We start from the raw sequence: 14,699 nt of genomic DNA on the forward strand, positions 1-14,699 counted from the left end.
ATGAAGACTTCAGGATTCTTGCGCGCCAGCCTGTTCGGTTCCCTGCTGCTGAGTGCGGGTCTGGTTCAGGCCCAGGTGGCTGCGGCGCAGGCCGCGCGCCTCGGTCAGGAGCTGACCCCGATCGGCGCGGAAAAGGCCGGTAATGCCGCCGGCACCATCCCCGCCTGGGACGGCGGCCTGGCCCGCGATGGCAACGCCTTCGATCCGGCTCTGGGCTACCGCGACCCCTATGCCGGCGATCAGCCGCTGTTCAGCATCACCGCGGCCAACGCCGCGCAGTACCGCGAACAGCTCAGTCCCGGCCAGCTGGCCATGCTCACCCGCTTCAGCGACAGCTGGAAGCTCAACGTCTACCCGACCCGGCGCTCGGCCTCCTACCCGGACAAGGTGTATGCCGCAGCCAAGCACAACGCCACCTCGGCCAAGCTGATCGAAAACGGCAACGGCATCGCCGACTTCAAGCTGGCCACGCCCTTCCCGCTGCCGCAGTCGGGCCTGGAAGTGCTGTGGAACCACCTGGTGCGCTACCGCGGCGACAGCGTCAAGCGCTACTACGCCCAGGCCGTGCCCCAGGCCAGCGGCGACTATTTCATGACCAAGATCGAGGACCTGTTCCTGTTCAACGAAGCCGCCGGCGATCACAGCCAGAGCAATGGCAACGTGCTGTTCTACTTCCGCCAGTCGGTCCTGGCCCCGGCGCGCCTGGCCGGCACCGAACTGCTGGTGCACGAGACCGTCAACCAGGTCAAGGAGCCGCGCCTGGCCTGGCTCTATGCCTCCGGCCAGCGCCGCGTGCGGCGGGCACCGAACGTGGCCTATGACTCGCCCGGCACCTCGTCGGACGGCATGCGCACCACCGACAACTTCGACATGTTCTCCGGCGCGCCGGACAAGTACGACTGGCAACTGGTGGGCAAGAAGGAACTCTATGTGCCCTACAACAGCTACCGCCTGGCGGCCAAGAGCAACAAGTACAGCGATATCGTCAAACGCGGCCACGTCAATCCGGACCTGCTGCGCTACGAGCTGCACCGGGTCTGGCATGTACGGGCCACGCTGAAGGCGGGGATGCGCCACCAGTACAAGCAGCGCGATATGTATTTCGACGAGGACAGCTATCAGATCCTGGTGGTCGACCACTACGACAACCGCGACACCCTGTGGCGGGTCGGCGAGTCCTACACCATCAACCTCTACGATCAGCCGCTGATCTGGACCAAGGGCGATGCGGTATATGACCTGATCGGCGGTCGTTATGTCATCGGCATATTGTCCAATGAAGAACCGGCCAATCAGTTTGATATTGCCTTGAAACCCTCGGACTTTACCCCTGCGCAATTACGCCGGGACAGCCGACGTTAATGTTTGGCAACTTCCAGGTAGTTACAGATCAGCCGGGAAAGTTCCTCGGGAATAACTTCCCGAGGCGTTTCGCCGAGGGTGCCGACCATGGTCAGGTAATTCAGGCTGGCCAGCAGCATATGCGCCGCCAGGTCGGCGGCCTGCTGCGGCTGCGGGTGGCGCAGTTCATCGCGCCGGGCCAGCACGATGGCGCAGAAGGTCTGGCCGATATAGGCATTGAGCTGGTGGAAGCGCTGGCGGAACTGCAGGTCCGCCGAGCTGCGCCGAACCAGGGCGCGGAGCAGGCCTTCGCGGCCCTCGAACAGGGCGATTATGCCCTGGATAAAGGCTTCGATCTGGCCGCTGAGCGGCAGCTCGCGCTGGCTGAGGTCCTGCACCAGGCTGTCGATGGCGCTGCGGCCCTGCTCGACGAAGCGCTCGTGCACGGCGTAGAGCAGCACGTCCTTGTCGCCCAGCAGGCGGTAGAAGGTGCCCACCGAGGACTCCGCCAGCACCGCGATCTGGGAGATGCCGGTGTCTTCGAAACGGTTGTCCGCGAGCAGTTCGGCAGCCACGTTGAGAAAGCGCTCAAGGGCTTTTTTACTGCGAGCCTGAGTCGGGCTGGAAATGCTGTACATGGGGAGAACTCTCTATAAGACGCAGGCCGATTCTAGGTTTTCCACCGGGATAAGGCAAACGCTCAGCTAATAACTAAGTTGGCAATCTTCCCCATTTAATCGATGTTTCCTGATTATTCTCGCGATTCAGGATGGCAGGAATAAGCACGCACCGAAGTTTGTATTAAAAGGAGTTTATCCATGCACTATATTCAATTACGCAATGGCCGCTGTGCCTATATCCGCAAGGGCCGCGGCCTGCCGGTATTGCTGCTGCACGGCCTGGGTTCATCCTCCCAGGACTGGCAGCCACAGATCGATGCGCTGTCACGTTTCGCCGAAGTCTTCGCCCTCGACCTGCGCGGCCACGGGGCCAGCGAGCCCCTGCGCGGCCCGGTCAGCGTGGCCGAACTGGCCGACGATGTGGCCGAGTTTATTCGTGTCCAGGACATTTCTGGCTGCGTGCTGGTGGGCATCTCCATGGGCGGCATGGTCGCTTTCCAGCTGCTGGCGCAGCAGCCGGAGCTGGTCGGCCGCCTGGTGGTGATCAACAGCGCGCCGAGCTTTCCCCTGGATTCCTGGAGCCTGCGCGCCAAGGTGCTGCTGCGTCTGGGGCTGATCCGCCTGTTCGGCCTCAAGGCCATGGGCCGGCTGCTGGCGCGCAAGCTGTTTCCTTATGCCGAGCAGGGCGAGCTGCGCCGGCGCACCGCCATGCGTATCGGGGCCAATGACCGGGTGTCCTACCTGCACGCCATCCGCGCAATTCTCGGCTGGTCGGCCTTGCCGGCGGTCAACGGCGTCGACACGCCGATGCTGATCGTCGCCGGCGACCGCGACTACACCCCGCTGGCCTACAAGCAGGCCTACGTCGCCCAGCTGCGCAATGCCGAGTTGCAGGTGGTGAGCGATTCGGGGCATGCCACGCCGCTGGATCAGCCGGAGCAGTTGAACAGCCTGATCGAGCGCTTTATTCGGCCACGGCAATAGGTTGAGCGTGACCTTGGGGCGTCTGACGACGCCCGTTTTTATTCCGCAGCGCGCCTACCCAGGCCAGGATTAGCCCATGAAATTCGCCTACCCGCTGTTGCTCGGCCTGGCCGCGAGCCTGTGCAACCCCTCGGTGCTGGCGCAGCCGGAGCTACCGGAGCCGGAGATGGTGCGCATGGATCGACTGCAGTTGATGCAGGGCTTTCCCCCCGCAGCGGACAGGCAGGTCAGCCGCGCTTCCTACCTGACCCGTTATCCGCAGGCGCGCTGGGCCTTTCAGCATATGCGCGAGCTGATGCCCAGCCGCAACGTGCCCCGCGGCAACGGTCCGCCGAGCCTGTTGGCACAGGGTGAAGACCTGCGCGCGGAAATCGACGCCCTGCGTTTTTCCGGCCCGGACGGCGAACTCGGTTTCGCCCAGTACCTGAATGACACCTACGCCGATGCCACGCTGATCCTGCTCGACGGCCAGCTGATCTATGAGGCTTACGCGCCGGGCATGCAGGCGCAGCAGCCGCATATGCTCTGGTCGCTGAGCAAGTCGGTGGTCGGTCTGCTGGCGGGCCAGTTGCTGCACGAGGGCGTGCTCGATGGCGAAGCCCTGGTCAGCGACTACCTGCCCGAGCTGGCCGAGAGCGGCTGGCAGGGGGCCACGGTGCAGCAGGTGCTGAACATGACCGCGGCCGTCGACTACCGCGAAACCTTCGACGGGCCCGAGTCCGACCTGTTCAAGTATGCCGTGGCGGCGGGCATCCTCCCGGCTCCACCCGGCTTTCAGGGGGCCGCCAGCCTCTATGAGTACCTGCCAAGCATCGGCGAGCAGGGCCGCCACGGCGTCGAGTTCCACTACCGTACCGCCCATACCGAGGTGCTGGGCTGGCTGCTGCGCCGGGCCACCGGGCAGAGCAGCGCCGAGCTGATCGCCGAGCGGCTCTGGGGCAAGCTGGGGGCGGAACAGGACGCCTACCTGATGGTCGATGCGGCCGGAGCGGAATGGGCCGGCGCGGGGCTGAATGTCAGCCCGCGGGACCTGGCGCGCCTGGCCGAGTTGCTGCGCCTGGACGGGGCCTTCAACGGCCAGCAGATCATCGCCCCCGAGGTGCTGACGGCCATCCGCGCCGGCGGCGACCGCGAGGCCTTCAAGGCGGGCGGGCGCACCTGGCAGCCGGGCTATTCCTACCGCAACCAGTTCTGGATCAGCCACAACCGCGACGGTGCCTACGAGGCCCTGGGGGCTCATGGGCAGATGATCCACATCAACCCGGCGGTCGGCCTGGTGGTGGTGCGGCTGTCCTCGCACCCGCAGGCCAGCAGCGGGGCTACCTTCAACACCACCCGGCCGGCGCTGGAGGCCCTGGCCGATTGGGCGCGCGGGCGGAAAAGCTAGCAGGCCATTGCCAACGCAGGGAGTTTTCAACAGCCTGCTAGCCGGCAGCGGGCGTGGCGGCATTACACTAGCGGCTCTGGACGATAGTGAGCCGCCCTATGCATCTACAACCCTGGTCCCATGACAGTAGCGCGGGCTTTACCCTGCGCGGCTGGCATTCGCCGCCTTCGGGCAAGCCGCTGCTGCATTTTCTGCATGGCAACGGTTACTGCGGGCGGGTCTATACGCCTTTGCTGCAACGCCTGGCCGAGGACTTCGACCTGTGGCTGTGCGATGTCCAGGGCCATGGCGACACGGATCACGGAGGCCGCTTCCACGGCTGGAACCGCAGCGCCGAGCTGGCCCTGGAGGCCTTTGCCGCGGGCAATGGCGACTTTGCCGCGGTGCCACGCTTCGCCCTTGGGCACAGCTTCGGCGGGGTGCTGACCAGCCTGATGCTGGCCCAGCAACCTCAGCAGTTCCAGCGCGCGGTGCTGCTCGACCCGGTGCTGTTCACCCCGGCCATGATCGGGGTGATGGCGTTGTCCGATGTGGTCGGCCTGATCCGGCGCAACACCCTCGCCAGCAAGGCGCACAAGCGCCGCAGCAGCTGGCCCGATCGCGCCAGCGCGCATGCCGCCCTGCATGGCCGCGGGATGTTCCGCGGCTGGACCGAGGAGGCCTTTGCCGCCTATGTCCAGCATGCCCTGAAGGACAGCGACAAGGGCGTCGAGCTGAAATGCCGGCCCAGCCGCGAGGCCGATATCTTCAGCTCCTTCCCCAAGCGCCTGTGGCCGTCGCTGGCCAAGGTGACGACGCCGACCCAGGTGCTCTACGGTCAGCGCAGCTACCCCTTCGTGGCCAAATCGGTGGCCCGCTGGTGCGCCGGCAACGGTCATGTCAGCGCCCATGTGGTGGCCGGTGGGCACTGCTTTATGCAGGAGCAGCCGGAGGATACGGCGGCGCGGGTGGGCAATTTTCTGCTGCAGCGCAGCTGAGCGGCCGTTATGTGTTGCAGACGGCTTTTGTAGGGTGGATGGCGCTTTATCCATCCACCGCTTCTGCGCAGGTTATGGATCGATAAAGAACGTCATCCGCCTCGGCCGCGAAGGGGGCTGATCGCGGGCAAGCCCGCGCCTACAGAGCCGCTGCGGAGCCCACCAGGCGCGGCAGGCTGATGACCGCTTTCCTGACGCACCCGCTGCGCACTTGATGTTCAAGCCAGGCTTTGTGCCGGGTGACAGAACCTTTTCAACGGCCGGTCAATCGCCGGGCGGGCGGCCGTCGCTATGCTCGCGGCTGGAGCGCCAGCGCTGCAGATCGATAACCGGCGCGCTGTCGGGCGGCGGCGTACGAAAGGGATGGGGAGCCAGTTCGATGCGCCCCAGCTGCTGGCCGAACATGGTGATGCTGCCCTCATGGCGCTGTTCGCCGGTGACGGTGAACTCGAAGCCATAGACCCGGGCCAGGCGCTTGCGCCCGCGGGCATCGGGCAGCAGGGCGAGCCGGCGCAGGGCGACGTTGCCGTCGAGCAGTTCGACATCGACTTTGCTGCAGTGCTGCTGGGTCAGCAGCAGGGCGCGTTCGCGGATGCCGTGGCCGCGCCAGAGCCAGGCACAGGCGCTGGCGAACAGCATCAGCAGGAATACATCAAACAGCTCGATCATGGTGGCTCCGACAGCGAGACGCCGAGCTTAACCCATCTGCCCGTGCATGCTTAGCCCCGGCCACTGGCCTGCGAGGGCACGGCTGGGCAGGGCTCAGCTCTTTTCTTCACTCAGGGCCTGGTAGCGCTGCTGCAGCTCGTGGCGGATCTCCCGGCGCTGCAGGGCCTGACGCTGGCGGCGGTGGCCGTCGGCGGTGTGCGGTTGCAGGGCCGGTATGGCGGCCGGGCGGCCCTGCTCGTCGACCGCCACCATGGTGAAGAAGCAGCTGTTGGTATGGCGTACCGAGCGCTCGCGGATATTCTCGGTGATCACCTTGATGCCGATCTCCATGGAGGTGCGGCCGCTGTAATTGACCGAGGCGAGAAAGGTCACCAGTTCGCCGACATGGATGGGCTCGCGGAAAATCACCTGGTCCACCGACAGGGTCACCACGTAGCAGCCGGCATAGCGGCTGGCGCAGGCATAGGCCACTTCGTCGAGGTATTTGAGCAGGGTGCCGCCGTGGACATTGCCGGAGAAGTTGGCCATGTCCGGGGTCATCAGTACGGTCATCGACAGCTGGGTATTGCCGTGTTCCATGGTGCACTCCGCAGGTATTGAGCGAGCAGGCGACTTGCTCGTCGTGGCGTCAGGGTGACATGGATAAGGCGTTTTTGCAGCCGTGGCGGGTGAGCGGCGGGGAGGGCGATGGGCCGTCAGCGCACTCAGCGCAAACCGAAACGGCCGCGCAACTCGGCCAGCTCGTCGTGTCGTTCGACCAGAAAGCGGTCGAAGCGTCGGATCAGCTCGGGCTGGCTGGGGCTGCTGAGGTGATAGCTGGTGTAGCTCAGTGGCAGTTGCTGATCCAGCTGCATGCGCTGCGCGCCCATGCCCATTTCCACCAGGTGGTAGCGCACCACCTCGGGGTTGGCGTACAGCGCATCGATGCGCCCACGCTCGAGCATGCGAATCAGGCTCTGGATATCCTGAGCCTCGACCAGCATTACCCGGCCCTGGTTGAGCAGCGGCAACCAGGCCTCGGCGGTGAAGCCGCGCACCGTGCCCAGCTTGCGGATGCGCGCCAGGCCCTGGCCACGGTGTTCGCCGAGGACCAGGGTGCCGTCGACTATCTGCACGGCGGCATCGCTGTAGTAGAGGTGTTTGCCGTGCTTGGCCTGGCGCGACCAGGACGGATTGTCGGGGAACAGCAGGTCCAGGCTCTGCGCCTCGAGCAGGTTGTGGTACAGGCGGTTGATCGGCTGGGCGCGCAGTTCCAGCTCGAGTCCCTGATACCTGGCGAAGGCCTGCAGCAGCTCCACGGCATAGCCCTGAGGCGCACCTTCGGCCTTGGCCCGGTAGTAGGGGTAATAGTCGTGGGCCTCAATGCCCACGCGTACGGGCTCCCCCCGGGCCAGGGTGCCAAGCAGTAAAACTGCCAGCAGCAGCCATCGTGTCATTGCGCGCCCGCCCCGCCCCATATGCCATGCAGCTTAGTTCAAATGCGCCTTGTGCGTGGCTCAGGTAGCGCGCCCGTCCTGCTCCCCCAGTCCGGGGCGGTTGCGCGCTTAGGCTTGTTTCGGCTCGCGCCAGCGCTTGCGCGCGTGCAGGTAGGCGGGGCTGTCGGCGTAGCCGAGTTGGGCGGCGATCTGGCTGCTGTTCAGGCCTTGCAGTTCCAGGCCCTGTTCCAGTTCGGCGCGCACCGCGTCGAGCACCTCGCGAAAGCCCATGCCCTGTTCCTGCAAGCGCCGGCGCAGGGTGCGCGGGCTCTGATGCAGGGCGCTGGCGGAACTTTCCAGGCTGGGAGGGCGTTCATGCTGCAGGTCGCTGCGCACCTGTTCGGCGACTCGGGCCGCCCAGCCGCTGAGTTGCTGCAGTCGCGCCAGGCGGCGATCCAGGCCCTCGCAGATCAGTTCGGCCAGCACCGGGTGCTGCTGGCGCATGGGCACGGCCAGGTCGCTGCGCGGCAGATACAGGCCATTGCGCGGCGCGTTGAAGCGCGGCATGTGGCCCAGGCACTGCAGATAGTCCGCCTGATAACTCGGCGGCGCATGACGGAACTCGCTGCGGATATTCGCCAGTGCCTGGCCGCTGCCTTGGCGCATCAGGGTCAGGGCCATCACCGTGTAATGCTCGATCAGGAAGCGCTCCAGTTCGGCCGGCGCGTCGATCAGCAGTTCGAGGACGATGCCGCCGTCGTACTCGCTCAGGCGCACCTGATCCATGTCCGAACCCAGGCGCACGTAACGCTGCCAGCAGTGCAGCGACTCGCCGATGTTGCTGCAGAACTGGCTGAGGTGGGCCAGTGGATGCCAGTCCGTCGGGGTGAACAGGCCGAACAGGTGCAAGCCGATGGCCGGGTCAAGCTCGGCGGCCTGCTGCCACAGTTGCTCCAGGCGCACCAGGCTGTACGCCTGCTGCGGCCGGTGCTGACTGAGGTAGCGTTGCAGCACCTGGCCCATGGCTCCGCGATGGAAACGCTGGGTGGCCGGATTGGCCAGGTTGGCCACTTCTGGCCGATTGTTGTCCGTTTCGCGCATGGTCGCAGGGGGCCGCTTGGCGTCTGATAAAGGCAACCCGGGGGCACCCGGAACCTGTCTGATGAGGTTGCCATGAACCTGAGCTCCATTGCCAATAATCCCATCGCCGTGGTCAGTCTGATCTTCCTCGGCTTTATCCTCCTCGAGCTGGTGCTGGGCTGTTTCTTCCAGCCGCGCGGGCAGCGGCGCGATGTGCTGCAGGAGATCATCGGCTCCAGCCTGCTGCTGGGCCTGACCTTTCCGTTGATCATGTTTCTGGCCGGAACCGGGCTGGGTGAGCTGGTGCCGGAGTGGCGCGGGGCGCTTGCCGACCTGCCGTGGGTGGCCGGTATTGCGCTGTTTCTACTGTTCGACGACATGACCCAGTACTGGTGGCATCGCCTTAGCCACAAGGTGCCGGTGCTCTACAACCTGCACCGCGCGCATCATTCGGCACCCTATATGAGTGTGCGCATCGTCTATCGCAACAACAGCTTCTACTACCTGCTGATGCCGGGCATCTGGTTTTCCGCCGCGCTGATCTACCTGGGCCTGGCCCCTGAGTATTACGCCTACCTGATCGTCAAGATGCTGGTGATCTTCGGTGCCCATAGCAGCGTGGCCTGGGACGAAAAGCTGTACAAGATTCGCGCCCTGCGGCCGTTGATGTGGCTGCTGGAACGCACCATCTCCACGCCATCGACCCACTCCGCCCACCATGGTCTGGATGCCGACGACGGTGTGACCCATTACAAGGGCAACTACGGCAATCTGCTGTTCTTCTGGGACGTGCTGTTCGGTAGTGCCAAGATCACCCGGCGTCGCCCCGCGCACTACGGCATCGAGGACATGGCACCGGTGAGCTGGCAGCAGGAACTGTTCTGGCCGCTGGTACGCCGGCCCGCGCCACGCGCCGAGCCTCTGGCGCAAGAGGTGGCGCAATGAGCGCGAAGATTGTACTGCTCGCCGGCTCCAGCCGCGTCGACAGCCAGAGCGCCAAGGTCGCCCACTACCTGGCGGAGCGTTTGCAGGCGCGTGGTGCGCAGTGTCAGGTGCTGGATCTGGGGCACGCCGCGCTGCCGCTGTGGCCGAGCGAGGAGAAGGTGGCCGCCTGGCCGGCCATGGCCGCACAGCTGGAGGAGGCCGACGCCCTGGTGGTGCTCAGCCCGGAGTGGAATGGCATGGCCTGCCCGGCGCTGAAGAATTTCTTCCTCTACGCCGGGCGCGCCGAGCTGGCGCACAAACCGGCGCTATTGGTGGGGGTGTCGTCGGGCCAGGGTGGGGCTTACCCGCTCAGCGAGCTGCGCGCCTCCAGCCACAAGAACTGCCGCATCTGCTTTATTCCCGAGCAGCTGATCGTGCGTCAGGTCGAAGCCGTGATGAATCACGGGCCGGCGGCCGATGCCGACGACCAGCGCATCCGCGAACGCGCCGACTGGGCCCTGGACGTGCTGCTGCACTACCGCGAAGCCCTGCGTGGTCTGCCCCAGCGTATCGACTGGAGCCGGCCGCAGTTCGGCAACGGCATGTAGCGAGCGCGCTGCGCCGGGCAGCGCTGGATAACGCCCAGCTTGTCCAGCGCGTCGCTGCACCACTCAGGCGTGGCTCAGGTACCAGCGCCAGTCCTGCTCGCCGACCTCGCCCATAAACTGGCGGAACTCGGCCCATTTGATCGCCAGGAAAACCTTGAGGAACTCCTCGCCCAATGCGTCCTTGGCCCAGCTGGAGTTTTCCAGCGCGCGCAGGGCGGTCAGCCAGTCGGTCGGCAGGGTCTCGCGGACCTGCTCGTAGCCGTTGCCGATGATTTCCTCGCCCGGGTCGATCTGGTTCTGGATGCCATGGTGGATACCGGAAAGAATCGCTGCTGCCGCCAGGTAAGGGTTGGCGTCGGCACCGCAGATACGGTGTTCGACGTGCCGGCTCTTGGCCGGGCCGCCCGGTACGCGCAGCGACACGGTGCGGTTATTCACCCCCCAGCTCTTGGCCAGCGGCGCGTAGCTATTGGCCTGGAAGCGCCGGTAGGAGTTGGCGTTGGGGCAGAAGATCGCCAGGGCGTCGTTGAGCGTGGCCAGCATGCCGCCAATCGCATATTTCAGCAGCGGCGTACCCTGCGGGTCTTCGGATGCCATCAGGTTGTTGCCGTTTTCATCCGCCAAACTCACATGCATATGCAGGCCGCTACCGGCCTGATCGCCGAACGGTTTGGCCATAAAACAGGCCTGCAGCCCATGCTTGTTGGCCACACCCTTGACCAGACGCTTGTAGCGCACGCCTTCATCCACAGCCTGCAGGGCATCGAAGCGGTGCTCCAGGGTCAGCTCGAGCTGGCCCGGGGCGTATTCGGAAATCGCCGTGCGCACCGGCAGGCCCTGCACTTCGCAGGCGGCGTAGAGGTCGTCGATGAATGGCTGCAGTTGCTCCAGCTCATACACGCCATACACCTGCGGTGCCTGCGGGCGCACGCCGTTGGCCTGCAATGCCGGTTGCGGGCGGCCGCTGGCGTCGCGGGTTTTATCCAGCAGGTAGAACTCCAGCTCAACTGCCATTACCGGGTGGTAGCCCTCTGCCTTGAGCCGGTCGATGGCGCGGATCAGCACATGCCGTGGGTCGGCAGGGGCGGCGGGCAGGCCCTGGGTCGGGTGCATGCTCACCTGCAGCTGGCCGGTGGGCGTGCTGCGCCAGGGTTGCAAGGTCAGGCTGCCGGGCAGCGGATAGGTCCAGCAGTCGGCGTCGGCGACTTCCCAGACCAGGCCGCTTTCTTCGACGTCCTCGCCCTGGATGGTCAGTGCCAGGATCGAGCTGGGCAGCGGCCGGCCGTTCTCGTAGATGGCCAGCAGCTCGTCGCGGTGCAGCAGCTTGCCGCGCGGGATGCCGTTGGCGTCGATCAGCATCAGTTCAATCAGGCGTACTTCTGGGTGCTGGGCGAGAAAGTCGTGGGCTTCCTGAACATCGGCGATTTGCATGGTGGTCTCTCACCTGGGGTGCAGCATGTGCACCGTGGCGTAGGGTGGATGGCGCTTTATCCATCCACCAGGGGCGGCTATTGGTGGATGAAAACAGCGTCATCCACCCTACGTTCTGATGCGCTTTTATTCGCGGGCGTCGGGGATGGCCAGTAGCTCGCTCAGGGCCTGGTCGAGCATGGCGATCAGTTGGTCCACATCCGCCGCCGTGGTGCTCGGGCAGCACAGGGTCATATTGTGGAACGGGGTGATCAGGATGCCGCGGTTGATCAGGTACAGGTGCAGGGCCATCTGCAGCTCGTCGTGGAACGCCGCCTCGGCCTCGGCACCGGTCTTCGGCGACTGCGGGCAGAACTGGAACTCGCTGCGCGCGCCCAGCTCGGTCACCGACCACTTGAGGTCGTGCTTGCCGATCAGCGAACGGAAACCGTCGGCCAGGCGCTTGGCCAGCGGCAGCATGTGGTCGTAGGCGGCCTGGGTCATGACCTGTTCCAGGTTGGCGCGCATGCAGTGCATGGCCAGGGCGTTGGCCGACAGGGTGGTGCCCATGCCGCTGTGGCCATGGCCGTGACTGTCTTCGCTGGCGCGTTTGCGTGATTCAGTCATGGACTCGGCCATCGCCGCGCTACAACCGAAGATGCCGCACGGCACGCCGCCGGCGATCGGCTTGCCGACCACGAAGAAGTCCGGTTCCAGGTTCCACAGTTTCGTGCAGCCACCCATATCGGTGGAGATGGTGTGGGTCTCGTCGATGATCAGCAGCGCACCGTATTTACGGGTCAGCTCGCGGCATTGCTGCATAAAGCCAGGCTCGGGCAGGACCATGCCGATATTGGTCATCGCCGGCTCGCAGAGTAGCGCGCAGACGTCGCCCTGGGCCAGCGCAGCTTCCAGCGCTTTGAGGTCGTTGAAGGGAATCGAGCGGCTGTACTGGGTCAGGTCGTAGGCCTGGCCGATCAGGCCGCTGCGCGGCACGGTTTCGCCGTCGATGCAGCGCACCATCACGTCGTCGACGGTGCCGTGATAGCAGCCGTCGAACACCAGCAGAGTCTTGCGCTGGGTGATCTCGCGCGCCCAGCGCAGCACGTAGCGGTTCGAGTCGGTGGCGGTGGCGGTGACCTGCCAGAACGGCAGGCCGAAGCGCGCCGCCAGTAGCTCGCCGCAGACCACCGCGTCCTCGCCCGGCAGCATGGTGGTCAGGCCGTTGTTGCCCTGCTCGGCAATGGCCTTGGCGATCGGGTCCGGCGAGTGGCCGAACATGGTGCCGGTGTCGCCCAGGCAGAAGTCGATGTATTCGTGGCCGTCGACGTCGTAGAAGCGCGCGCCCTTGGCCCGTTCGACGAACAGCGGCACCGGAGTCGACCAGTCGGCCATCCAGTGCATCGGTACGCCGCCGTACAGCGAGTTGCGCGCGCGCTCGGCCAGGGCCACGGACTTGGGATTGCGCTCGATAAAGCGTTGACGCTCACGGCTGGCGAACGTAGCTACGGCGGCTGGGCTGATACCACTTGAAGTCATGTTGAACACCTTGTTCGAATTTATGAACATGATTATTTGTGATCACAAATAAGTCAATAGGTGCCTTCTGAGCGGTATTGCGCTAAATTTGGCAAAATTTGTGATCACAGGTGACGATGAAAATGGAAGGTACGCAACACGTGGTCCTGGTCAGCGGGGCCGGTAGCGACAGTGGTATCGGCCTGGCCTGCGCCCGTCGTCTGGGACGGCAGGGCATGCGCGTGCTGCTCACCGCCAGCAGTGCGCGGGTCGAACAGCGCGCCGCCGAACTGTGCGCCGAAGGTATCGAGGCGCGGGCCATGGCCGCCGATCTGACCGATGAGCAGCAGGTCGCCGAGCTGGTTGCCTGGGCCGAGGCGCAATGGGGGCAGGTGGACGTGCTGGTAAACAACGCCGGCATGGCCATGCAGGGCAGCCCCGAGCCCTTTGCCGAAGTCAGCGAGATGGACCTGGCGACCTGGAACCTGTCCATCAGCCGCAACCTGACCACGGCTTTCCTGCTCACCCGTGGTGTGCTGCCGGGCATGCGCCGGCGTGGCTACGGGCGTATCGTCAATATCAGCTCGACCACCGGCACCCGCGGCAGCAACCCCGGCGAATCCGCCTACAGCGCGGCCAAGGCCGGCATGCTCGGCCTGACCATGGGCCTGGCGCTGGAAGTGGCCAAACAGGGCATCACGGTCAACAGCGTGGCACCGGGCTGGATCGCCACCGGTTCCAGCACCGAAGAGGAGCGCCATGCCGCCGAGTACACGCCGCTCGGCCGCGCCGGCCGGCCCGAGGAAGTGGCGGCGGCGGTAGCCTTTCTGGCCTCGTCGGAGGCCAGCTATATCACCGGTGAAGTATTGGTAGTCGACGGTGGCAACTGCCTGATCGAAAACAAGGCCCCGTAGGGTGCGCCGTGCGCACCAGCCAGCCCGAGTCGAATCCCGGTGCGCGCAGCGCACCCTACGTCCAAACCCAACAAGGAAATCAAGATGCGCAACTGCCTACTGACCCTGGCCCAACTACCCGCCCCGCCGCAAGGACGCTAGAAGCATGGCCGATAATCTGCAGGACCAGCTGTACCACCAACTGCGCGACGCCCTGCTGGCCGGTCGCTTCCATCCCGGCGAGCGCCTGAAGATCCGTGACCTGGCCGCCGCCTGGGGCACCAGTCCGATGCCGGTACGCGCCGCGCTGCAGCGCCTGGTCGCCGAGGGCGCGCTGGAAGGCGAGCCGCAGCGCTCGGTGCGCGTACCGCCGATGACCCGCGAGCGTTATCAGAACATTTTCCAGGTGCGTCTGGGCCTCGAAGGCCTGGCCGTGGAGTTGGCCACCCCGCGTCTGACTCCGGCCAACCTGGCCGAGTTGCGCGAATGCGTGGCGCGCATGGATCAAGCCATCGAGCAGCGCCAGGTGCAGGCTTATCTGGATGCCAACAGCCAGTTCCACCTGCACCTCTACAGTGCCTGCGGTAACCCGGTGTTGCTGCGCAGCATCGAATCACTGTGGCTGCAGGTCGGGCCGTTCTTCAACCGACTGTTCACCGACGCCGATTTGTCGCTGCGCCTCAACGACTTCCACGAGGATGCTTTTGCCGCCATCGAAGCCGGTGACGCCAAGGCTGCGCGGCAGGCCATGGAGCAGGACCTGACCTACTTCGCGCGTTTCCTTCTCAACTTGCTCGATCTGGAACCAGGCCAGCGTTGACGAGCTGGCAGCGAGTGGGCCGGCAACTACACTGGGGTGATTCTGACCCTGCA

Annotated in this window: 15 protein-coding genes; 8 read left to right on the plus strand and 7 right to left on the minus strand. The window is 65.3% G+C overall.

Going from position 1 to position 14,699, the window contains the following annotated elements:
* Complete coding sequence (locus AACY13_RS19960) at positions 1–1,362, plus strand: DUF1329 domain-containing protein (protein WP_339463326.1); 1,362 nt, start codon at positions 1–3, stop codon at positions 1,360–1,362.
* Here AACY13_RS19960 and AACY13_RS19965 read toward each other — a convergent pair.
* Positions 1,359–1,979, minus strand: a complete 621-nt coding sequence (locus AACY13_RS19965) for a TetR/AcrR family transcriptional regulator (protein ID WP_339463327.1) — start codon at positions 1,977–1,979, stop codon at positions 1,359–1,361. The genes AACY13_RS19960 and AACY13_RS19965 overlap by 4 nt on opposite strands.
* A gap of 180 nt (positions 1,980–2,159) precedes the next feature.
* Between AACY13_RS19965 and AACY13_RS19970 the strand changes: the two genes are divergently transcribed.
* From AACY13_RS19970 to AACY13_RS19980, 3 genes are all read left to right on the plus strand, one after another.
* On the plus strand, positions 2,160–2,945 hold the full coding sequence (locus AACY13_RS19970; RefSeq protein ID WP_339463328.1) for an alpha/beta fold hydrolase: 786 nt from the start codon (positions 2,160–2,162) through the stop codon (positions 2,943–2,945).
* Between the two features lie 76 nt (positions 2,946–3,021).
* Positions 3,022–4,332, plus strand: a complete 1,311-nt coding sequence (locus AACY13_RS19975; protein ID WP_339463329.1) for a serine hydrolase domain-containing protein — start codon at positions 3,022–3,024, stop codon at positions 4,330–4,332.
* Between the two features lie 98 nt (positions 4,333–4,430).
* Positions 4,431–5,309 (plus strand): alpha/beta fold hydrolase, encoded by an 879-nt coding sequence (locus AACY13_RS19980; RefSeq protein WP_339463330.1) that lies wholly within the window; start codon positions 4,431–4,433, stop codon positions 5,307–5,309.
* Between the two features lie 264 nt (positions 5,310–5,573).
* On the opposite strand, the gene AACY13_RS19985 is transcribed toward AACY13_RS19980, so the two are convergent.
* From AACY13_RS19985 to AACY13_RS20000, 4 genes are all read right to left on the minus strand, one after another.
* Positions 5,574–5,978 (minus strand): DUF3301 domain-containing protein, encoded by a 405-nt coding sequence (locus AACY13_RS19985; RefSeq protein WP_339463331.1) that lies wholly within the window; start codon positions 5,976–5,978, stop codon positions 5,574–5,576.
* Between the two features lie 93 nt (positions 5,979–6,071).
* Positions 6,072–6,557 (minus strand): acyl-CoA thioesterase, encoded by a 486-nt coding sequence (locus tag AACY13_RS19990; protein WP_339463332.1) that lies wholly within the window; start codon positions 6,555–6,557, stop codon positions 6,072–6,074.
* A 125-nt stretch (positions 6,558–6,682) separates the two neighbouring features.
* Positions 6,683–7,414 (minus strand): substrate-binding periplasmic protein, encoded by a 732-nt coding sequence (locus AACY13_RS19995; RefSeq protein WP_339463333.1) that lies wholly within the window; start codon positions 7,412–7,414, stop codon positions 6,683–6,685.
* Between the two features lie 108 nt (positions 7,415–7,522).
* Positions 7,523–8,494: an AraC family transcriptional regulator ligand-binding domain-containing protein gene (locus tag AACY13_RS20000; protein WP_339463334.1), complete on the minus strand. Its 972-nt coding sequence runs from the start codon at positions 8,492–8,494 to the stop codon at positions 7,523–7,525.
* 72 nt (positions 8,495–8,566) lie between these two features.
* On the opposite strand from AACY13_RS20000, the gene AACY13_RS20005 reads away from it, so the two are divergent.
* Positions 8,567–9,418: a sterol desaturase family protein gene (locus AACY13_RS20005; RefSeq protein ID WP_339463335.1), complete on the plus strand. Its 852-nt coding sequence runs from the start codon at positions 8,567–8,569 to the stop codon at positions 9,416–9,418.
* Positions 9,415–10,005, plus strand: coding sequence for an NADPH-dependent FMN reductase (locus tag AACY13_RS20010; protein WP_339463336.1), 591 nt, complete (start codon positions 9,415–9,417; stop codon positions 10,003–10,005). Before AACY13_RS20005 ends, AACY13_RS20010 begins: the two co-directional genes overlap by 4 nt.
* 63 nt (positions 10,006–10,068) lie before the next feature.
* Here the strand turns inward: AACY13_RS20010 and AACY13_RS20015 are convergent, their stop codons facing one another.
* Positions 10,069–11,436: a glutamine synthetase family protein gene (locus AACY13_RS20015; protein WP_339463337.1), complete on the minus strand. Its 1,368-nt coding sequence runs from the start codon at positions 11,434–11,436 to the stop codon at positions 10,069–10,071.
* A gap of 126 nt (positions 11,437–11,562) precedes the next feature.
* Positions 11,563–12,954, minus strand: a complete 1,392-nt coding sequence (locus AACY13_RS20020) for an aspartate aminotransferase family protein (RefSeq protein ID WP_339463338.1) — start codon at positions 12,952–12,954, stop codon at positions 11,563–11,565.
* A 122-nt stretch (positions 12,955–13,076) separates the two neighbouring features.
* Here AACY13_RS20020 and AACY13_RS20025 point away from each other — a divergent pair, with 122 nt between their 5' ends.
* Together AACY13_RS20025 and AACY13_RS20030 are read left to right on the plus strand one after the other, a co-directional pair.
* Positions 13,077–13,847 carry an SDR family NAD(P)-dependent oxidoreductase gene (locus tag AACY13_RS20025; RefSeq protein ID WP_445262597.1) on the plus strand — a complete coding sequence of 257 codons (771 nt, stop codon included), beginning with the start codon at positions 13,077–13,079 and terminating at the stop codon, positions 13,845–13,847.
* Between the two features lie 145 nt (positions 13,848–13,992).
* Positions 13,993–14,646, plus strand: coding sequence for a GntR family transcriptional regulator (locus AACY13_RS20030; RefSeq protein ID WP_339463340.1), 654 nt, complete (start codon positions 13,993–13,995; stop codon positions 14,644–14,646).
* The last annotated feature ends 53 nt before the right edge of the window (positions 14,647–14,699 follow it).

The sequence above is a fragment of the Pseudomonas sp. EA_105y_Pfl2_R69 genome (assembly GCF_963970915.1).
Classification (GTDB): Bacteria; Pseudomonadota; Gammaproteobacteria; order Pseudomonadales; family Pseudomonadaceae; genus Aquipseudomonas.